The following is a 20304-nucleotide window of genomic DNA, read 5'->3' as shown; positions in this document are numbered from 1 at the left end:
CAGAGCCAAAGCTCTGACCCTTTATTCAATGCTTAGTTGCCAACCCGCCTGCTGCTGATACTCCACTTCCTGCTCCAGCTCAGCCCGCATCAGCGGATGATGCTCCAACCAGCCTTGCGGCAAAGTTAAAGTCAGAGCTTCAGCTTGAGCTGTGATCTGCACTTCAGGTAATACCTCGTAGCGACGACGCATTGACAGTATCACCGACAAGCGCAGTAAGCGGGTTAAACGCACAGCAAGTAACACTGAAGTCATGGTTTGTTTCGACAGAATTTCTTTATGAATATCGGCCCTGTGGTTATACACCAAAGCCATCAGCAGCTGTTGCTGCGCCCGGGTAAAACCCGGTAGTTCGGCATGGCTGATAATATAAGCGCCATGGTGGTGATGATTTTTGTATTCAATCAACAAGCCCAGCTCATGCAATAAAGCGCCTGAGCGCAACATGGCCAGACCTTCAAAACTGGATAAATTCCATTGCTGATGCAGCTGGGAGGCCAAAGTAGCGGCCATATCCGCCACCCGCTCTGCATGCTGCTGGTCGATGTAATAACGCACCATCATACTTTGCATAGTGCGGGCACGTACATCCTGATGCTGCAACTGCGGTAACATGCTGTAAAGCACGCCCTCGCGCAAAGCCCCACCGGATAACGTCATGCCGCTGATATTCAGCACCCGAAACAGGGCGATTAAAATCGCTAAGCCAGAAGGGAATACCTGCTTACGCTCCTGAGCTAAACCAGGCAGATTCAGCTGATCCATATGACCACAGGCCAAAGCCTGCTGCATAATAGCTTCCAGTCGTGGCAAGGTAATGACTTCATCTTTGCCCTGACCTACTAAGATTTCCTGCATCGCCTGTACAGTACCGGACGCGCCTACGGCATTTTGCCAGCCCTGAGTCAGATACTGCTCGCTGATAGTGCGGATTTCATGTTCTGCGGCGGCAATAGCGGCATTAAAGTTGGCTTCGCTTAACTCATTATTTTCAAAATAACGCTCAAGAAAAGTCACACAGCCCATGTTCAGACTGGACAACAAAATCGGCTGAAAGCCCTGCCCCACTATGATTTCGGTGGAAGCGCCGCCTATATCGATCACCAGACGGTTCGAATCACAATTGGAGGTATGAGCGACGCCCAGATAAATAATACGAGCTTCTTCTTCGCCAGAAATCACCTGAATGGGCTGACCTAAAATAGCCTCAGCTTCCACCAAAAAAGTCTTGACGTTACGGGCTAATCGAAGTGTGGCAGTACCCACAATACGTATATTTGCAGAAGGAATATCTTGCAGACGTTCAGCAAACAAGGCCAGGCATTCCCAACCCCGGGTCATGGCTTGTTTACTAAGCACTAAACTGTCGTTTAAACCTGCGGCCAAACGCACTTTACGTTTGACCCGGCCTATCACCTGAACACTGCCACCAACCACTTTCACCATCAACATATGAAAGCTATTGGAGCCGAGATCGATCACAGCATAAATATCATTATGCTGTGTCGGTTTTCCTGCGCCGTCCATCGACTTAGCGCGGGCGGCTACGTGGGTTTCTTGGCCCATTAGGGTTAGGTCGTCCACCACTGCGCGCTTGTCCAGGACGACGTCTGACCCGTGGTTTTGGCACGGTCAAATCTTCCAGTAACGCTGTAGTGTCGTATTGAGTGACAGGAATAGCATGACGGATATAGTCTTCAATAGCCGTCAGGTTCAGTGCATAACGCTCGCAGGCAAAACTGATAGCTTTACCACTTTCACCGGCACGGCCAGTACGACCAATACGGTGTACATAGTCTTCACAATCGTCTGGTAAGTCGTAGTTAAAGACGTGACTAACCATAGGAATATGTAAACCACGGGCGGCAACGTCAGTCGCGACCAGAATGTCCAGTTTACCGCTGGTGAAATCCTCCAGAATACGTAAACGTTTTTTCTGGATCACATCCCCTGTCAGCAAACCAACACGGTGACCATCGGCTTCCAGCCAGGCGTGAATATCTTCACAGCAATGTTTGGTATTGGCAAAAACTATGGCTTTATCCGGCCATTCCTCTTCCATCAGCGTCAGCAACAATTTCATTTTGTGTTCGTCTGACGGATAAAATAATTCTTCAGAAATACGTGAGCCGGTCATTTGTTCAGGCGCCACGTGAATATGCACGGGCTGGTTCATCTGCTCAAATGCCAGTTCCTGCACCTTGTAAGACAAAGTGGCAGAGAACAATAAACTCAAACGTTCAGTCACTGGTGGCATACGACGGAACATAAAACGGATGTCTTTGATAAAACCTAAATCGAACATACGATCGGCTTCATCCAGCACCACCACCTGGATTTGTGACAGGTCGTACAGGCCTTGTTTCAGGTAATCAATTAAGCGGCCTGTGGTGCCAATTAAAATATCTGCGCCCTGCTCCAACAATTGGCGTTGAGAATCGTAACCCTCGCCCCCATAAATCAAAGCAAGCTTTAAGCCCGATGTTTTGGCCAATGCCAGAGCATCATGATGGATCTGAACGGCCAGTTCGCGCGTAGGAGCCATAATGATGGCACGAGGTTGCCCTTTAGCCTTTGGCTCATGGGTTAACAAATGATGGAAAGTTGCCGTCAGAAAGGCGAGAGTTTTACCAGTACCTGTTTGTGCCTGGCCCGCAATATCTTTGCCAGCTAACGCAAGAGGCAAACATTGAGCCTGGATTGGGGTACAATGGTCATAACCTTGCGCGGCCAAAGCGGCAAGAACCTGTGGAGCCAATGCGAAATCGGCAAATTTATGCTGAGTTAAGTGTGTTTTATTCATACACGCTAAGCATAACCGTTACGCTTGCAATAAGAAACAGTCCGGATAAAATTGACAATACTTTTTTGCAGTTACACTACTGCCCAGCAATAACGGAGAATACAATGAGTGAACATATTCTGCAGGTGTCAGACGACAGCTTCGAAGCCGACGTGTTAAAAGCTGCTGCCCCTGTCCTGGTCGATTTTTGGGCTGAGTGGTGTGGTCCGTGCAAAATGATTGCACCTATCCTCAACGAAGTGGCGCAAGAATACGCAGGTAAAGTCACAGTGGCTAAGGTCAATATTGACCATAACCCTGGCACTCCACCAAAATTTGGTATTCGTGGCATCCCAACCTTACTGTTATTCAAAAACGGTCAGGTTGCAGCGACTAAAGTTGGCGCTTTATCTAAAACTCAGTTAAAAGAGTTTTTAGACAGCAATATCTAAGTCCTCGATAAAAAGGCGTATTTTTTATACGCCTTTTTGTTTTTTACGGCTGGACGACTGAAAATTATCCTGCTAATGTGTAACGCAGCAACAAATCCCTGTAACCACGCTTTTCCGTTGACTAAACCTAAGCCTACTTCCTTTTAATCAGCGGCAAGCAATTTAATTCTGTTTGACCAACAAGAACCCATCATATGCATTTAACCGAACTAAAACTGAAGCCGATTAACGAGCTGGTTGATTTAGCCGAGTCTATGGGCCTGGAAAACATGGCCCGCTTACGTAAGCAAGACATTATTTTCGCTATCTTAAAATCCCACGCCAAAAATGGCGAAGAGATTTTTGGTGACGGCGTTGTTGAAATCCTGACCGATGGCTTCGGTTTCCTACGTTCTTCTGACAGCTCCTATTTGGCTGGCCCGGACGACATTTACGTCTCACCAAGCCAAATCAGACGCTTTAACCTGCGTACTGGTGACACCATTTCTGGCTTAATTCGCCCGCCAAAAGAAGGCGAACGTTATTTTGCCTTGCTCAAAGTGAACGAAGTCAACTTCGGTCGTCCTGAGCAAGCCCGTAACAAAATTTTGTTTGAAAACTTAACACCACTGCACGCTAACTCCCGCTTACGTATGGAACGTGGTAACGGCAGTAAAGAAGACATCACAGCCCGCGTGTTGGACCTGGCCTCTCCTATTGGTCGTGGTCAGCGTGGTTTGATTGTTGCACCGCCAAAAGCCGGTAAAACTATACTGCTGCAAAACATTGCTCAGTCTATTGCTGCAAACCACCCTGAATGTGTGTTGATGGTATTGCTGATTGACGAACGTCCGGAAGAAGTCACCGAGATGCAACGTCTGGTGAAAGGCGAAGTCGTCGCTTCTACCTTCGACGAACCAGCCAGCCGTCACGTTCAGGTGGCTGAAATGGTTATCGAAAAAGCCAAGCGTTTAGTTGAACACAAAAAAGACGTTATTATTTTACTCGACTCTATTACTCGCTTGGCCCGTGCCTATAACACTGTAATTCCAAGCTCAGGCAAGGTATTAACAGGTGGTGTGGACGCCAACGCTTTACACAAACCAAAACGCTTTTTTGGTGCAGCCCGTAATGTTGAAGAAGGCGGTAGCTTAACTATTATCGCTACAGCATTGGTAGACACAGGCTCGAAGATGGACGAAGTGATTTACGAAGAGTTTAAAGGTACAGGTAATATGGAATTACACCTGTCGCGTAAAATTGCTGAGCGCCGTGTATTCCCTGCTATTGATTTCAACCGCTCAGGCACCCGTCGTGAAGAGCTGTTGGCCTCTCCGGAAGAATTACAGAAAATGTGGATCCTGCGTAAAATTCTGCATCCAATGGATGAAACAGATTGCATGGAGTTCCTGATCGATAAACTGTCGATGACCAAAACCAACGACGAGTTTTTTGAGTCGATGAAACGGCAAAAAAATAGTTAACCCCCCAAAACCGGCCTTGTTGCCGGTTTTTTTTATGTGAGAAAAACAGATGACAACCCCGCAGATCGTAGTCATTGGTGGTGGCGCTGGTGGACTGGAACTGGCAACCCGCCTTGGTAATAAATTTGGCCGTAAGGGCAAAGCGGCTATTACTCTGATTGACCGAAACCCGACTCATATCTGGAAACCATTGTTGCATGAAGTAGCAACAGGTACTTTGGATGTGGATATTGACCAGGTCACTTACCGAGCTCATGCCAGAGCCCATGGTTTTGACTTTCAATTAGGCACCTTTACCGGTTTAAACAGAACAGAACGTCAGGTAACTCTTGCCCCTGTACTGGACGAAACAGGTGAAGTGGTACTGGAAGAACGCCGCATTCCTTATGATTATCTGGTACTGGCTATTGGTAGCGTGTCGAATCACTTTAATACACCAGGCGTGCAGGAACATTGTATTTTCCTCGATAGTCCAGCTCAGGCAAATCGCTTCCATCGTCGCTTGCTGGAAGCCTATTTAAAGTTGAATTCGCCTTTACACCCAAAAGAGAACCTGAATATCGCCATAGTAGGCGCAGGTGCGACTGGTGTTGAACTGGCTGCTGAGCTGCATCATGCCGCAGCAGAACTGAATTTGTACGGTTTTAACGACATGAAACGTGATCGCTTAAAAATCTCTGTGATTGAGGCCGGTCCACGTATTTTGCCTGCCTTACCAGAGCGTATCGCCGCTGCAGCCCACAAAGAGCTGTTAAATTTAGGCGTAGATGTGCGGGTGAACACCAAAGTCACAGCGGCCGATGAACATGGCTTGCAACTAGGTAACGAACATTTACAGGCAGAACTGATGGTCTGGGCTGCAGGTATTAAAGCACCGGATTTCTTAAAAGACTTAGATGGTTTAGAAACGAATCGCATTAACCAACTGATGGTGTTACCTACGCTGCAAAGCAGTATCGACAGTCAGATTTATGTGATTGGCGATTGTGCCGGCTGCCCGCTACCTGATAATAAGTGGGTGCCACCCCGAGCTCAGTCAGCACATCAGATGGCCAGTCATGTGGCAAAAAATCTGACAGCAGCTTTGGCCGGTAAACCACAATCAGCTTATCAGTATAAAGATCATGGTTCGCTGATTTCGTTGAGCCGCTTTGGTACTGTCGGCAGTCTGATGGGGAATCTGGTCGGCGGCGCTATGATGATTGAGGGACGTATTGCTCGTCTTGCTTATATATCACTCTATCGTATGCATCAGGTGGCGTTACACGGCTGGTTCCGTACCGTGGTGATTTCAGTGATAGGTAAAATCAATAAAATCATCAGGCCACGCTTAAAGCTGCATTAACAGCCCGCTACAAATCACTAAAACGGGTTTCAGCCTGCTCTGGTACAAAAAGCCGGGTCTGCTGAAATCCGTTGTAATGAGGTTCCAGTTGTTGTTGCTCCTGCTCTGAAAACCAGCGGTACATAGCGTTTTTGTAATCTGGATTTTGCTTGAGTTGACTCAGAGCAGCATCAATATCTTTTATCCAGTTTTTTCCCGTCTCTGTTTTTGAACAACTGACATAGGTATAAGAGAAATGCGGAATTTCAGCTATAGGCTTGAACACCAGTTGCACCTCTTGCCGTGCTTCCAGACCGAAATAGCGTAAACGATTCGGATAATCCACCACATAATCGACCCGTTTTGCTGCCAGTAGTTGCACCGGATTCATAGTCGTCATAGAGCTACTGCCCAAATTACTACCTGCTTTGTTAATCTGAGCAGCAATCACTGCAGGATAAGCTCTGTCATTCTCAATCAAGCCAAGTAAATCCGGATCCTTGACCAGCTCTTTCATCTGTACAGCCTCAACTGAGTTCAGCGCATTAAGTTTGTTATGATTGGGTAGAATATTGATCGCCAGATTAGGCAGCATGCCTGCAGGTTGAGAGAAATAGGTGCGCTTATCGCGCTCTGGTGTATAACGTAAACCAAAGGTGCAGTGGTTCTCATTGGTTGTCGCAGACACTTTGACAATACGTGCCAGATGAATTTGATTGATCTGATGTTTATACTGAGGTAAAGCTTTGATCAATTGCTCCAGCATCAAGTCAAAGGAACCTTGCCCAGCATAAGGTCCTTCACTGATCCGATAAGGCGGCCAATGGCTGGTATACCATTGCATCACAGGTTGAGCTGACGCACTAAAGGCCCATAACATCAATGTGATACAACAACTTAACCTTTTCATCCCGCCTCCATCCATAGAAGCCAGTACAGTAACAAATACCTTTCACAGCAACAAGGTCGTTCGTCGCAAGCAAAAGCCAGACTCAGTAGCTTTTACTTGCGCGTTTTTCAATGTTAATCAATGACTAAATGAATAATAGGATCGATAGTTACAGCTGTAGCTTCTATACTCAAAGCGGCCAGGTACTCTGCGTTCGCATGTTCTGCTGCTTCTGCGGTATCAGCGTGAACCCGTGCCAGCAGATCACCTGCAGCCACTTTGGCACCCAAAGCTTTCACATCGCTGAAACCCACCGCCATATTGATCACCTGATCCGGGTGCGCACGACCACCACCTAAACGCACCACAGCCATACCAATAGCAGTGGTATCGGCTTTATTCAGATAACCAGCCACCGGAGCTTTGATATCCAACACCACTTTGGCTTTGGCCAGATAGAGTTCAGGTTTTTCCAGCAAGTCCGCAGGTCCACCCTGAGCGGCCACCATTTTACTGAAAATTTCCGCCGCTTTACCTGATGTTAAGCTCTGCTCTAAAGCCGCAATAGCGCTGGCTTTGTCGTTAAATAAGCCACCTAACTGTAACATGCTGGCGCCTAGCTCCAGGGTCACCTGATGCAAACGGGATTCACGGTATTTACCCGTTAAATAATCCAGAGTCTCCAGTATTTCCAGTGCATTCCCCGCTGTTGCACCCAAGGTCTGGTTCATATCTGTTAACAAGGCCTGAGTAGGCACGCCTGCACCTTTGGCCGTGTTGACGATACTTTTAGCCAAAGCTGAAGCGTCTGCGACATTTTTCATAATGGCGCCTGAGCCAATCTTTACATCCATAGTCAGAGCCTGCAGGCCAGCTGCCAGCTTTTTCGACAAAATAGAAGCCGTAATAAGCGGGATAGATTCAACTGTGGCAGTGACATCACGGATTAAATACAAACGTCGGTCAGCCGGCGCCAGCTCACCACTTTGCGAGACTATGACACAACCTTGTTGTTTGACTAACTGCTGGATTTTATCCAAAGGCTGCTGACACTGATAACCCGGAATAGCTTCCAGCTTGTCGATAGTGCCACCTGTATGACCTAAACCACGGCCTGCAATCATCGGCACATAAGCACCACAGGCCGCTATCATAGGGGCCAGCATTAAACTGACTTTATCCCCGACTCCGCCTGTACTATGTTTATCCACCACTGGACCATCGAGCATATTAGTCCAATTCATCACAGCACCTGAATGCTGCATAGCACGGGTCAAAGCCACAGTTTCTGCTGTGCTCATACCATTCAAGTAAATAGCCATCGCCAGAGCCGCTGTCTGGCCTTCGCTGAAACTTTGGTCCGTTAAACCACGGACAAACTGCTGGATAGCGGCTTCGGTTAATGATCCGCCATTACGTTTTTGTTTAATGATTTCCTGAGGTAATAACACTGTGAACTCCAGATTCAGAATTTTTTGCTCTTAGCCAGAAACAACGGCGTGAAGGCGCTGGGTAATAACTGCTCCAGCGTCCATTCTTGTTGTTGATCTGCATGATTGCAGCTGCGCACCGGGCTGTCCGGTGTAAAAAACTCGGCAATCACCTGACGGCAGATACCGCAAGGTGGAGTCAGCTGATCTTGTGGGGTGTACACCATCAAGCCAACAAACTCGCGCTCACCAGCGACAACAGCAGCAGCTATTGCGTTACGCTCGGCACAAATGGTGCCGCCATAAGAGGCGTTTTCGACATTGCAGCCAGTATAAATTTTGCCACTTTGGGCCTGAACAGCGACACCTACCGGGAATTTACTGTAAGGGGCATAGGCCTGTTCGGATGCTGCCTTTGCAGCTCGGGCTAATTCTGCCCATTGGATACTTGTTGTCATACTCTGATTTCTTGCAGGTCATACGGCCTTAGGTTATGCGCCTAAAGCCGTTCAGAATCAAGAGCAAGCCGGCGATAAAACCAACAAATGCAGCAAAAAAGTTAAACTTGTACTGCTTGCGTATGTTTTTTATGCAACAAATAACTGAAATAACTCACGGTACCGAATAGCCAGACGGCAAGTATCGGGATCAGCCAATAGGCAGTGGCAATACCCACTTGCTGTGCCGCCAGCCCTGTGCCTAAAGCCGCCGCCTGATAACCTATAGAGCCACCAATATTGGCAAGACCGGACAACACAGGGCCATTGGCACTATCCAGATCCATAGCAGCAGTCAGCATCAGTGGAAAAATAGCGCCCAAACCTAAACCCAAAGCAAAATTACCCAGCTGCAACAAAGCTGGTACAGCAGTGACTTTTACCAACACAGCACCAAAAAAGGCACAGGTGACCAGGATCATCAGTAACTGAGCGCTGGTAAACCAGCGTAAAAACAATGAAAAACTTAACCGGCTCAGTACCATACCGCCAGTGAAAAAGGCAAAAATTAAACGGGATTGCTCAGTACTTAAGGCTAAGCCCTGACTGGCATAAGTCACAAACCAGTTACCATGGCCCCACTCTACAGCGCCATAACCAAACATCATCAAAGCCAAAGCAAAAAACACTGGCTTTTTCATCACCTGACGGTAGGACAAACTACCTTTAGCGTGCGCCATATGAGCTGGGCTTTGATGAGTGCGGCCCAGATACCAGGCAAAAGCTGCGGTTCCTGCCAAAAATATCGCCAGAATACGCAGCGGCCAGCGCCAATCTTCAACACCCCAATACAACACCACCACATACAAAGGTGCTGCTAAGGTGCCTAAGCTGAACATAAAGTCCATAAATCCCATCATGCGGGCGCGTTTTTCGACATAAAGCCGGGCGATCAGCGTGTGGCCTATGGTGAATAAACCTGAACAGGTTAAGCCCAAAGCAAACACAAAAAACAATAACAAAGGCCAAAACTGTACAAAAGAAGCACCAATAATCAGTACAACCAATGTCAGCAGTAACACTGCAAATAAGGGCACAAATTCAAATTTCTGCACATATTTTCCGCCTAAAAAGGCACCGGTAATAGACCCCAGCGACAAGCAGGCGAAAAACAAACCACTGGCAGCGGGTGACATCTGCAACTGCACCATAATATCCGGCAGCAAAATACCCCATAAAATACTGAGTAAACCCAATAACATAAAACTTAAATATACCAGTATCGTCACTTGCCGCTGATACATGGATTCTCCTTAAAATGAAGGCGTTAACACAAAAGCATCGGCATCCAGATAAGCCGGAAACTTTTGTTTAAATTGTTGTAAAGCGTCCAGATCCAGCTCAGCCACTAACACCCCGGCCTGCCCAACAGGCAGTTCGGAGCAGATTTGCCCCAGATAATCCACCACCAGACTATCTCCACTATAGTTCAGGCTGTTCGCATCCGAGCCAATTCTATTACAACCCAACACATAAGCCTGATTCTCAATAGCACGGGCCTGTAACAAAGTGCGCCAAGCCAAACGCCGGGGCTGTGGCCAGTTGGCAACATAAATCAGTACATCGTAATCCTGCTGGTTACGGGCAAACACCGGGAAGCGTAAGTCGTAACAGACCTGCAAACAAAACCTGAACCCGAGATAAGAGACAATGACCCGCTCAGACCCTGCCTGATAATGCTGCTGTTCGCCGCCCATTCGAAACAAATGACGTTTATCGTAAAACTGCACCACTCCATCCGGAGTTACAAAGAGTAACCTGTTAAAAATTTGCCCTTGATCCGCAATGGCGACAGAACCACAAAGCGCAGCACCTGTAAGCTTAGCTTGCTGTTGCATCCATTGTACTGTAAGGCCTTCCATAGTTTCAGCAATACGCGTCGAATCCATGCTAAAACCCGAGTTAAACATCTCTGGCAAGACAAAAAGCTGCACTCCCGGATGCTGGCGGAACTGCTGTTCGAAAGAACGCTGATTAGCCAGGCTATCCTGCCAGACCAATTCGGACTGAATTAACGCAACACGGATAACTGACATAAAATCTCCGTCGCTCTGGCCAGAGTCTCTGGCTCTTTGGCAAAACAAAAACGAATGATACGTTGGCTGGGGGCCTGACGGTAAAACACCGACAGCGGGATAGCCGCCACTTTGTGTTCACGGGTTAACCACTGACAAAAGGCCACATCATCCAAATCACTGAATGCACTATAGTCAGCCAGCTGGAAATAACTGCCCCGACAAGGTAATAAAGACCAGGCCGACCCGGCTAAACCCAAACGAAATTGATCACGTTTTAGCTGATAAAAAGCGGCCAGACGTTTCACTTCCTCCGGCTGCTCAGCCAACAACTGAGTAATAGCATGCTGAGCCGGAGTAAAGCTGGAGAAAGTGACATACTGATGTATTTTTCGAAATTCCGCAGTCAGCTCAGCACTGGCTACGGCATAACCCAACTTCCAGCCCGTGACATGAAAGGTCTTGCCAAACGAGGAGACAATATAGCTGCGCTCGGCCAGCTCAGGGTATTGGTTCGCACTTAACTGCGGTTGTCCATCAAACACCAGGTGCTCGTAGACCTCGTCGCTGATGCAATACAAACGATGCTTTAATACCAACGCCTGCAACGACAACCAGTCCTGATGACTAAATACAGCTCCTGTTGGATTGTGTGGGCTGTTGACAATAATCAGCCGTGTTTTTTTACTGATTTGTTTTTCAAGCTGAGCCCAGTCCACTTGATACAAAGGGGGTAACAAAGGCACATGCACAGTAAAACCGCCAGCCAGCTCCACAGCGGGCTGATAGCTGTCATAAGCCGGATCAAAGACTATCACTTCATCACCTGGCCGAACCAGAGCCTGTATCGCTACAAAAAGCGCTTCGGTTGCACCACTGCTGACTGTGATCTGTTGTTCAGCGCACAACTGCCGCTGGTAACAACTCTGCACTAAAGCTGCAATTTGTTGACGTAGCGCCAGTACACCGGGCATAGGCGCATACTGATTCAAGCCACTGCGAGCTGCTTCGCTTAATAATTCAATCAATCTTGGATTGGATGGAAAGTCAGGAAACCCCTGAGAGAGGTTAATGGCCTGGTGTTCTGCTGCCAATTGCGACATCTGACTAAAAATAGTGGTGCCTAAGGCAGGCAATTTGCTTTGTAACTTCATCATGGGATCTCACAGCAGTACAAAAACAGTAGAAACGGACTGGCTTGGCAAAACAACGAATGCTATCATCCAGACAGTTTTATGTGTAGACGTCTAAACATCAAGATGAATCAAGCTATCCAAACGAATCAATTAAATCCTTATGCTATCCAGCTTTGCGCTTTAGGTCGCTGGATAGTACAGCGCCAATGGCTACCCTTTGGCAGTGGCCTTTTTTCTGTCCGCACCGCTGAGCATAGCGCGCTTTTTACCAGCACAGACAAAGATAAGGGCGAATTAAGTCCTGCCGATCTGGTGCCATACCACTGGACAAGCCACGCTCAGACTGACACAGCTACGGCTGTTCATCAGTTTTTATATCAAATCAACCCGCACCATAAAGTAGTGCTGCAAACTCACAGTATGCAAGCTACTGTATTTTCACGTTTAATCAAAGCCGACCAACATTTATTTGTCGGTTATCAGTTACAAAATCTGGTAGCTATTTCTGAGCCACAACGCAATTGTTGCCCTCTGGCAATTTTAGATCCGCAAAATGCTGAACTAACGTTGCAGGAATTACACCAACGCTTTGAGCGGGAAACTTTACCCCATGCCTTGTTAATTCGCGGCCATGGCCTTTACGTCTGGGGCGACAGTATCGACAGCGCCAAACGACATCTGGAGACCTGGCAATTTTTGATTGGCTGTGAGCTGGAGCGGATCAAAGCAAGTTGTCATTTTAATTCATAATTCAGGGGTTATACTCAGGCCGCTTGCTTTCATTTGGCACCATTGCCCTATAATGGGGCAACACTGACCGGACTCGGTTCAATGCTGCTATCGAACAATAATAAATTGCTTTATATTCAATAGCATGAACATGTGGTTCTATTTTTGCTTAAGTGATATGTCTTTGGTAACTACTGTGAATTCATATGGCCATACATAGTTCGATGCGCGGCCTACGCTGTTTTTGTGTCGCCGCCGACTGTTTAAGTTTTAAAGAAACCGCGCGTCAGTTGTATCTGACTCCTTCGGCTGTCAGTCACCAAATTAAACAATTGGAATCTGAGCTCGGGCTGGACTTATTTCTGCGTCAAACCCGCTCTGTTGAACTGACAGCGCAAGGCAAAGCCTTTTATCAGGCGTTGTTGCCGCTGATGCGTGAGCTGGAGCAAACCTTGCGCACCTTCAGCCAGCAAAAAAATCCAACTGAAATCAGTATTTCAATGCCAGAGTTTTTTGCCAGTGAACTATTTGTGCCTAAACTGGTGGGCTGGTCGGAACAACATCCGGATATCAACTTAAAAGTTGAAACTATTAAGTCCCGTCAGGACCCGGCCAAACACACCGATCTGCAAATATTATTGGCCAGCAGTAAACCTACGGACAGAGTGGCTTATGAGCTTTTTCCGATCAGCTATGTACCAGCCTGCAATCCAGCCTTGTACCAGCAACTGGATGGCTTAGGCTTTGACGCTTTAACCAAAGTCCCTTGCCTGGTGCATCAAGCCAGACCCTGGTCCTGGCATCAGTGGGCAGAACAACTGGAACTGGAAGTATTCACCCCCAAACAAGTGATCCAGCTCGACAGCATGTTTAGCGTCGCCCGGGCTGCTCAGCAAGGTTTAGGTATAGCCTTGGTGCCATGGCCTATCAGTCATTCCTGGTTTGCCAGCGGCAGCTTAAAACGTCTGTTCAGTGAAGAACTGGAAAGCCGTGATAAATATTATCTGGTACAACACGAAACGGACCCGAATAAACCACAAATTCAGTTGCTGGTAAATTGGATCTTACAAAGCTTTCAACGCGCATTTTAGCCACTATTTTTACCTACAAGGACGTAGGTGAGCTCTCTTCTCTGCAGCCAGACTTATAGTTCCACCTCCGCAGCTCAAACCTCAGCTATCAATTGAATATGACATTTTTACCGCGCCATAGATGAATTTCCTTCATCTATCAGTTGGATTTATATCCTTTGTCAGTTCTTCAGGAACTTTCTAAAGTAAGCACAGTGCAGTAACGAAGCTGCACTTTGAAATGAAATGACTGAAGAGTACTGGAGAGTAAATTATGAAAGCGACATCCCTTAGCTTTGGCAAAAAAGTAGCAGTGATGCTGTTGGCCTCAAGTTCTTTTGTCGCCAGCGCAGCCACCAGCGGATTTAAAATGGTGTTGATTGAAGACACCCCAGGTGTGAGCAAAATTAAAGCCGGTCTGTATCAGGATGGTGTTGCTGAAGCAACAGCAGCGACAGACAAGCAAGCAGACTCATTCAGCAAACATATGAGCTTATGTGTGGCATACACCCATATGGCAGAGTTTAAACAGGCAGAGCAAGCATGCAGTGCAGCCATTTATGCCGCCCGTCGCGCCGAAAGCAGCGACAGCAGCTATAAACGTGAAATGCGCTCTTTTGCTCATACCAACCGCGGTGTAGCCCGTTTGCTGGGGCAAGATCCTGTTGCAGCTTTAGCTGATTTTCAACAGGCCACCATGCTTGAGCAAAGCGAGATCAACCAGCACAACCTGGCGCTTTTAAATGAAAAGATGAAAGCACTCAGCCCTGTGTACACAGCTTCAACCTTAAATGTGACGAACTGAAAAGGTATTGTCATCTAAGCAGACTAGACTGAGCGCCGCGTTAGTCGAAGCGCTCAGGTTTAGCAGGAGATTGATATGTCATTCCATATTCCGCAGGATCACGACGTACACCACCATTGGTTAAATTGGTTGTTACAGCACTGGTCTTTTTACCGACAGATTTCGGTAAGCCAGTGGGATATCGAAAACGAAGATTTTCAGCAGTAATAAGATCTTGTTGTAGTGATGCCTGGCTTCCCCGGCCACAGCACGCAATTAAGATCTGACCTCACTGTGAGCAGACAAGCTACCTCCCCCCCTGTCAGGTTTGTCTGCTTTTTTCTTCTCCCCTTTATCCCCGTCGTACTTGCCGCCATAGCTTTGTTGACTACGCGCTTTCGGTCAGGTCGCATAGTGGACTATGCTCCCAGCCTCTCAACCCCTTGTCGCCTCGCTCTGACCGCAATTACTTAGGGGCTTTCCCCGTCGACGTGCTGCCATAGCTTTGTTGACTACGCGCTTTCGGCCAGGTCGCATAGTGGACTATGCTCCCAGCCTCTCAACCCCTTGTCGCCGGACGGCCGGGGATAAACCCGCGCCCCTACAGTTGACAGCAATTACTTAAGGGATCTATGCCCGTACATGCCGCCACGCAGGCGAGGGCATAGGATGTGGCTGCGGCATATTTGGCTATCGTTTTTCCCTGCTAAGCTGTCATAATATGCCTAACTTGAGTTAGCGAGAGAATCCTATGCGCGTTTGTGGTGTTGAAATGAAAGGCAGTGAAGCCATTTTGTGTTTATTGGCGATTGATAGCGGCCTGTTTGATATTCCGGATTGCCGTACTGTGCGTTTGCCGCTGCTCAAAGATCAGGACAGCGAGCAGATGAAGAAATTTCAGTTTGTATTTGCCAAGCTGGCAGAAGATTACAAAATTGATGCTTTTGTCATTCGTGAACGGCCACAAAAAGGCAAGTTTGCCGGAGGTGCTGTTGGTTTTAAGATGGAGGCTGCACTGCAATTGTTGCCTAATGTTAAAACCGAAATTCTGACCAGCGCTTTTATTAAAGAGCAGCTGTCACGTCATCCTGTGCCAATAGTGTTTAAAGAAACAGGCCTAAAAGGTTTTCAGGAAACAGCCTTCATTACCGCTTATGCATATCTGGCTAAATGATCTGTTTTGCAAGATAAAAAGGCAGCAAGAGATTGCTGCCTTTTTTATTGCTTAGCCCTTATGTTTCAAAAGGTAAGCTTTTAAATCCTGCTTTACTTCCGGCAATAACAAATACAAGGCAAGAATATTCGGCACTGCCATTAAAAAGATCATCGAGTCGATAAAATCAAATACTGCCAGCATATTGGGCACAGCCCCTATCGCCACTACGGTACAAAACAGCACTTTGAAACTACGCTGAGTAAAATCGCTGTGACCAAATAAGTAAGTCCAGGACTTTAAGCCATAAAAAGACCAGCTCACTACTGTGGAATAACCAAAGAGTAACAATGCCACCATCAGCACCAGCGGGAACCAGTCAAACACTGAGCCAAACGCGGCTGAGGTCATTTGCACACCATCTAAACCCGGCTGCAGGTAAACGCCACTGACCACGATCACCAAGGCAGAGATAGTACAAATTACCACTGTGTCGATAAATGGCTCCAGTAAACCAACAAAACCTTCAGACACAGGATCTTTAGTCCGGGCCGCCGAATGCGCTATAGGCGATGACCCAATACCGGCCTCGTTAGAATAAGCAGCGCGGCGAAAGCCCTGAATAATCACACCTATCACACCACCATAAGCGGCTTCAGGCGCAAAAGCGCTGTGCAAAATGGTCCAGATGGCTGCAGGAATAGCGTCGAAGTGCATCGCCAGAAATACAAAAGCGGCCGACAAATAAATGGCACACATCAAAGGCACTAATTTGCTGGTGACCCGGGCAATACTTTGAATACCACCGACGATCACCAGGCCGACTAAAAACGAGTAGACCAGGCCAAAGACCCAGGCATTATCAAAACCTGTCACCAGTTTGACTTGAGAAAAACCCTGATTGACATGGACAAAACCCGCAGAACCAAACACGCAGGCAATAGCAAAAAAGGCGGCTAAAAAGCTACCTAACCGTGGCAAACCATATTTATCTAGAGCGGCTTTGATGTAATACATAGGGCCACCCGAAGTGCTGCCATCGGCATTATAGACCCGGTATTTCACCGCCAGCGTACATTCAACAAATTTAGTGGTCATACCCAAAAAGCCAGCCACTATCATCCAGAAGGTTGCGCCCGGCCCACCCAAAGCGATAGCGACAGCCACACCGGCAATATTGCCTGTGCCCACAGTGCCGGATAACGCCGCCGACAAGGCCTGAAACTGCGTGATATCGCCTTTGTCGGTTTTATCGGCGTAATCGCCACGCACCACCCGTATCGCATGGCGAAAACCCCGAATATTGATAAAACCTAAATAACAGGTAAACACAATAGCGCCCAGCACCAGCCAAAGCACTGTGACAGGCAAAGCAGCGCCATTAATAGGAATGGCATAAAACACCACAGAGGCGATGGCAGAACTCAACCATTCAAAAGCCTGCTGAAAACTAAAATCGGACATACACACGCACCTTGGAGTTTTTATTTTTATCGCCTGATATACTTCCAGACGGCTATTTTTATAGAAGGCTATCTTCATCGCAGAATAAGGCCAACGCAAGCTTTTTTATCTTTGCTAAGCGCCTTGTCACCGAATTGCCATCAGTTTTCAGCTTTGTTGTCATGTTCCACTGGCAGGATCTGCCTCAATCCACAGCTGTTGGGGCTAAATGATGAAACTGAACTGGCTGGTATTGCTGGTATTACTACTGCCACTGAGCTTAAAGGCTGAACCTAAAGTGGTGTTAGTCAGCATTGACGGAGTGCGTTGGCAGGAAGTTTTTGCCGGAGCCGACCCTACCCTTTATCAACAACCACAATGGGTGAAAACGCCGGAACTGATCCGGGCTTTTAAACCAGGCCAGCCTGAACTTTTAATGCCTTTTTTGCATAAAACCGTGAAGCAGCAAGGCATTACGGTCGGCGACCGCCGTCAGGGCTCAGCCATTAATGTCAGTAACCCTTATCAGATTTCTTACCCTGGCTATCAGGAATTGCTGGCTGGTTTTTCCGATCCGGCTATTCACAGCAATAACAAAATAGCTAATCCGAACGTGACAGTACTGGAATGGCTCAACCAACAGCCACAACTGCAACATAAAGTGGCAGCCTTTGGCTCCTGGGATTTGTTTCCTTATATCTTAAATACCAAGCGTTCCGGCCTGACGGTGAATGCTGGTTTTATGCAGGAACAGGGAAAACTCAGTGAAAAACAAAAGTATTTGAACCAGTTACAGGCCAAAACACCCAGCCCTTTTTCCAGCGTAAGACTGGATGTATTTACTCAGGAATTTGCGCTGGAGCATATGCGCTTACACAAACCTAAATTGCTCTACATAGCCTTGGGTGAAGCCGACGATTTTGCCCATTTGGGTCAATACGATCAGTATCTGGCGGCTATTCATCGCAGTGATCAGTTTATTGCCGACTTATGGCAGGAATTACAAAACGACCCTTATTACCGCAACCAAACAACTTTACTGATAAGCACTGATCATGGCCGTGGCGAAGCGGCGCAGTGGCGCTCGCATGGCAAAAGTGCAGCTGTACCTGGTTATAAAGGACCTGTGCCACAAATTGCTGGCTCGGAACAAATTTGGCTAGCCGCTATGGGACCAGAGATCCCGGCGGCTGGTTTAATTCGTACCACTGGAAGCTGGCAACAAGGCCAGATGGCCGCAACATTAGCTGCAGCTCTGGGTTTTGATTATCAGGCGGTTCAACCCAAAGCTGCACAAGCTTTTGATTTTAGCGCCTCAGCTCGTCTGGCTTTATTTGGTAAAGTTCCAGTGGCAGAGAGTCAGGGTCTCTAAAAAAGGTGTAAGCGCGCTCTGTATAAGGGTCAATCCGCACTGGCTCCACAGCTATACCATGGGCTTCCAAATGCGCCACCATTTGCGCCACATCCAGCACCTGAAAAGCCAGATGGCGTAAGCCCTGCGCTTCAGGTGCACTAGGGCGAGGCGGTGGATTGGGAAAAGAGAACAGCTCGAGCTGACTGCCATCAGGCAACTGCAAGTCCAATTTATAAGACAAACGTTCAGCTCTGTAATGTTCAGCCAGAACTTTCAGGCCAAGGATTTCAGTGTAGAAGTGTTTCGAGCGCTGATAATCACTGCAAATCAGCGCCACATGATGAATACCGGCTAACATAGCTTTACTCGCTCTGGCTAAGACTGCTTGCCAGTGTGCCAGCATCAACCAAACTCAGCCAGTGAAAACCCAAAGTGATTGGGGCGAGAGAACGCAGCCAACAAAGCTGCGGCTCCAAGGACTAAGGGTTTAAAACTTTTTTAAAACTTTGATAAAAACTCGGAGCGAGTCGCTGGGTCGGTTTTAAAAGCACCGCCCAAAGCCATAGTCTTAGTGCTGGAACTGGTATCCATTACACCACGGGACTTCACACAATAATGCACAGCATCGATACTGACAGCCACGTCTTTTACGCCCAATAAAGCTTGCAAAGACACCTGAATTTGTTGAGTTAAACGCTCCTGCACCTGTGGGCGCTGGGCAAAAAACTTCACAATACGATTCAGTTTCGACAAACCAATAATCTTTTTGCCCGGTATATAAGCCACAGTAGCAGTGCCGTCTATAGTGACAAAATGGTGCTCGCAGGTGCTGGTAAAGCTGATGTTTTGCACCTTCACCATTTCTTCAGCACGCATTTTATTGTCGATCATCGAAATCTTTGGAAAAGTGCTGTAATCCAAACCGGAAAACACTTCATCGACATACATTTTGGCAATACGGGCCGGAGTTTCCGCCAGACTGTCGTCTGTTAAATCCAGGCCAAGGGTGTGCACGACCTGAGTCATTAATTCGGTTAAACGCTGTTTCTTCTGCTCATTGGACAAACCGTTGTCCAGCATAGGAGTTTCCAGCCCGGCCGCTTCCAGAGCGCCGCGTACCACTAAAGCAGATTCAGTTAACATAAAAGCTCTCGCCGCTTGTTATCAATAGTGCAGGTTATACGCAGACCACAGAGAATTGGTTTAGTTTGGTGAATGGGTTGTTATAGCGGGCAGACTTTGGCGCAGTTGCGGTCAAAGCCTGAAAGTAAGAGTGACCCACTGAGCTTCGGCTCAAACGGCGCGGTCAACTACAACGCAGACTCGCCGTAAATGCATCCATGTAGCTGGACAGGGTCTGCTAACGCTGTTACCCGGCCGTTTTGTGTATCTAAAGGGTCAGGTCTTGCGACGTGCGTCATTGCGGTTTTTTGCTCTTCACAGCTATGGTGATAAATAAAATCCAACTACTGCCACCAAATCCCCATTGGGGCGCGAGCCGGACAAAATTGGGTGGCCAAGGTTTTAAGGCTGGGAGTGTCTGAGTGAGGAGCGGTAGCGACGAGCGAGTTACCCAGCCGCCTTGGACGCACGATTTTGGGCCGGGCTTTCGCTGCGACCTGGGGTCGCCTTTTCTTTGCGCCACTTTCTTTTGGCGACGCAAAAGAAAGCGGCTCGCCAAAGGCGAAAGCTTTAAAGCAAATAATCCGGCTTCATTGAACTCATTGTCGTACTGCCGCTTCGCGTCGAGTACAACCTACAACTGTTCAAAAAAGCGTTGCCA

20 protein-coding genes are annotated in these 20304 nt (G+C 47.7%); 9 read left to right on the top strand and 11 right to left on the bottom strand.

What is annotated here, in order from left to right; translation table 11 throughout:
* Positions 1 to 21 precede the first annotated feature (21 nt).
* Positions 22 to 1566, bottom strand: coding sequence for a guanosine-5'-triphosphate,3'-diphosphate diphosphatase (gene gppA / locus IEW88_RS15975; RefSeq protein WP_343898194.1), 1545 nt, complete (start codon positions 1564 to 1566; stop codon positions 22 to 24).
* A complete protein-coding gene (gene rhlB / locus IEW88_RS15970) occupies positions 1532 to 2803 on the bottom strand; it encodes an ATP-dependent RNA helicase RhlB (protein WP_053423354.1) in 1272 nt (423 codons plus the stop codon). Before rhlB ends, gppA begins: the two co-directional genes overlap by 35 nt.
* 104 nt (positions 2804 to 2907) lie before the next feature.
* Here rhlB and trxA point away from each other — a divergent pair, with 104 nt between their 5' ends.
* The 3 genes from trxA (at position 2908) to IEW88_RS15955 (ending at position 6042) form a co-directional block, all read left to right on the top strand.
* A complete protein-coding gene (gene trxA, locus IEW88_RS15965; protein WP_046518974.1) occupies positions 2908 to 3234 on the top strand; it encodes a thioredoxin TrxA in 327 nt (108 codons plus the stop codon).
* 194 nt (positions 3235 to 3428) lie between these two features.
* On the top strand, positions 3429 to 4697 hold the full coding sequence (rho, locus tag IEW88_RS15960; protein ID WP_147905019.1) for a transcription termination factor Rho: 1269 nt from the start codon (positions 3429 to 3431) through the stop codon (positions 4695 to 4697).
* 49 nt (positions 4698 to 4746) lie between these two features.
* Positions 4747 to 6042 carry an NAD(P)/FAD-dependent oxidoreductase gene (locus IEW88_RS15955; RefSeq protein ID WP_147905018.1) on the top strand — a complete coding sequence of 432 codons (1296 nt, stop codon included), beginning with the start codon at positions 4747 to 4749 and terminating at the stop codon, positions 6040 to 6042.
* Between the two features lie 7 nt (positions 6043 to 6049).
* Here the strand turns inward: IEW88_RS15955 and IEW88_RS15950 are convergent, their stop codons facing one another.
* The 6 genes from IEW88_RS15950 to IEW88_RS15925 all read right to left on the bottom strand — a co-directional run bounded on the left by IEW88_RS15950 (position 6050) and on the right by IEW88_RS15925 (position 12009).
* On the bottom strand, positions 6050 to 6931 hold the full coding sequence (locus IEW88_RS15950; protein WP_185148638.1) for a TIGR02285 family protein: 882 nt from the start codon (positions 6929 to 6931) through the stop codon (positions 6050 to 6052).
* A 113-nt stretch (positions 6932 to 7044) separates the two neighbouring features.
* Positions 7045 to 8361, bottom strand: coding sequence for a thymidine phosphorylase (gene deoA, locus IEW88_RS15945; RefSeq protein ID WP_147905016.1), 1317 nt, complete (start codon positions 8359 to 8361; stop codon positions 7045 to 7047).
* A gap of 14 nt (positions 8362 to 8375) precedes the next feature.
* Positions 8376 to 8798: a cytidine deaminase gene (locus IEW88_RS15940; RefSeq protein WP_147905015.1), complete on the bottom strand. Its 423-nt coding sequence runs from the start codon at positions 8796 to 8798 to the stop codon at positions 8376 to 8378.
* 101 nt (positions 8799 to 8899) lie between these two features.
* Positions 8900 to 10081, bottom strand: coding sequence for an MFS transporter (locus IEW88_RS15935; protein ID WP_147905014.1), 1182 nt, complete (start codon positions 10079 to 10081; stop codon positions 8900 to 8902).
* 9 nt (positions 10082 to 10090) lie between these two features.
* Positions 10091 to 10873 (bottom strand): amidohydrolase, encoded by a 783-nt coding sequence (locus IEW88_RS15930; protein ID WP_147905013.1) that lies wholly within the window; start codon positions 10871 to 10873, stop codon positions 10091 to 10093.
* Entirely contained in the window at positions 10849 to 12009 is a 1161-nt protein-coding gene (locus IEW88_RS15925; protein ID WP_229670558.1) for a methionine aminotransferase, read from the bottom strand. Before IEW88_RS15925 ends, IEW88_RS15930 begins: the two co-directional genes overlap by 25 nt.
* Positions 12010 to 12111: 102 nt before the next feature.
* Between IEW88_RS15925 and IEW88_RS15920 the strand changes: the two genes are divergently transcribed.
* The 5 genes from IEW88_RS15920 to IEW88_RS15905 all read left to right on the top strand — a co-directional run bounded on the left by IEW88_RS15920 (position 12112) and on the right by IEW88_RS15905 (position 15745).
* The gene (locus IEW88_RS15920; RefSeq protein ID WP_147905012.1) at positions 12112 to 12738 is read left to right on the top strand and encodes a class II aldolase/adducin family protein; all 627 of its coding nucleotides are present in this window, start codon (positions 12112 to 12114) and stop codon (positions 12736 to 12738) included.
* Positions 12739 to 12923: 185 nt separating this feature from the next.
* Positions 12924 to 13808, top strand: coding sequence for a LysR family transcriptional regulator (locus IEW88_RS15915; RefSeq protein WP_053423364.1), 885 nt, complete (start codon positions 12924 to 12926; stop codon positions 13806 to 13808).
* Between the two features lie 253 nt (positions 13809 to 14061).
* Positions 14062 to 14592, top strand: a complete 531-nt coding sequence (locus IEW88_RS15910) for a hypothetical protein (RefSeq protein WP_185148637.1) — start codon at positions 14062 to 14064, stop codon at positions 14590 to 14592.
* 75 nt (positions 14593 to 14667) lie between these two features.
* Entirely contained in the window at positions 14668 to 14799 is a 132-nt protein-coding gene (locus IEW88_RS18815) for a hypothetical protein (protein WP_260394386.1), read from the top strand.
* A gap of 523 nt (positions 14800 to 15322) precedes the next feature.
* Positions 15323 to 15745, top strand: coding sequence for a DUF3010 family protein (locus IEW88_RS15905; protein ID WP_053423365.1), 423 nt, complete (start codon positions 15323 to 15325; stop codon positions 15743 to 15745).
* 51 nt (positions 15746 to 15796) lie between these two features.
* Here IEW88_RS15905 and IEW88_RS15900 read toward each other — a convergent pair whose 3' ends face one another.
* A complete protein-coding gene (locus IEW88_RS15900) occupies positions 15797 to 17188 on the bottom strand; it encodes an alanine/glycine:cation symporter family protein (protein ID WP_147905011.1) in 1392 nt (463 codons plus the stop codon).
* A gap of 208 nt (positions 17189 to 17396) precedes the next feature.
* Here IEW88_RS15900 and IEW88_RS15895 point away from each other — a divergent pair, with 208 nt between their 5' ends.
* Complete coding sequence (locus IEW88_RS15895; RefSeq protein ID WP_147905010.1) at positions 17397 to 18539, top strand: alkaline phosphatase family protein; 1143 nt, start codon at positions 17397 to 17399, stop codon at positions 18537 to 18539.
* Here the strand turns inward: IEW88_RS15895 and gloA2 are convergent.
* Complete coding sequence (gene gloA2, locus IEW88_RS15890; RefSeq protein ID WP_229670553.1) at positions 18475 to 18924, bottom strand: SMU1112c/YaeR family gloxylase I-like metalloprotein; 450 nt, start codon at positions 18922 to 18924, stop codon at positions 18475 to 18477. The genes IEW88_RS15895 and gloA2 overlap by 65 nt on opposite strands.
* A gap of 95 nt (positions 18925 to 19019) precedes the next feature.
* The gene (gene folE, locus IEW88_RS15885) at positions 19020 to 19664 is read right to left on the bottom strand and encodes a GTP cyclohydrolase I FolE (protein WP_147905009.1); all 645 of its coding nucleotides are present in this window, start codon (positions 19662 to 19664) and stop codon (positions 19020 to 19022) included.
* Positions 19665 to 20304: the final 640 nt, after the last annotated feature.

The organism is Rheinheimera tangshanensis, from assembly GCF_014645135.1.
In the GTDB taxonomy this organism is placed as follows: Bacteria; Pseudomonadota; Gammaproteobacteria; order Enterobacterales; family Alteromonadaceae; genus Pararheinheimera; species Pararheinheimera tangshanensis.
Note: the sequence above shows the minus strand (reverse complement) of the source record. Positions and strands in the feature narration are given on the sequence as shown.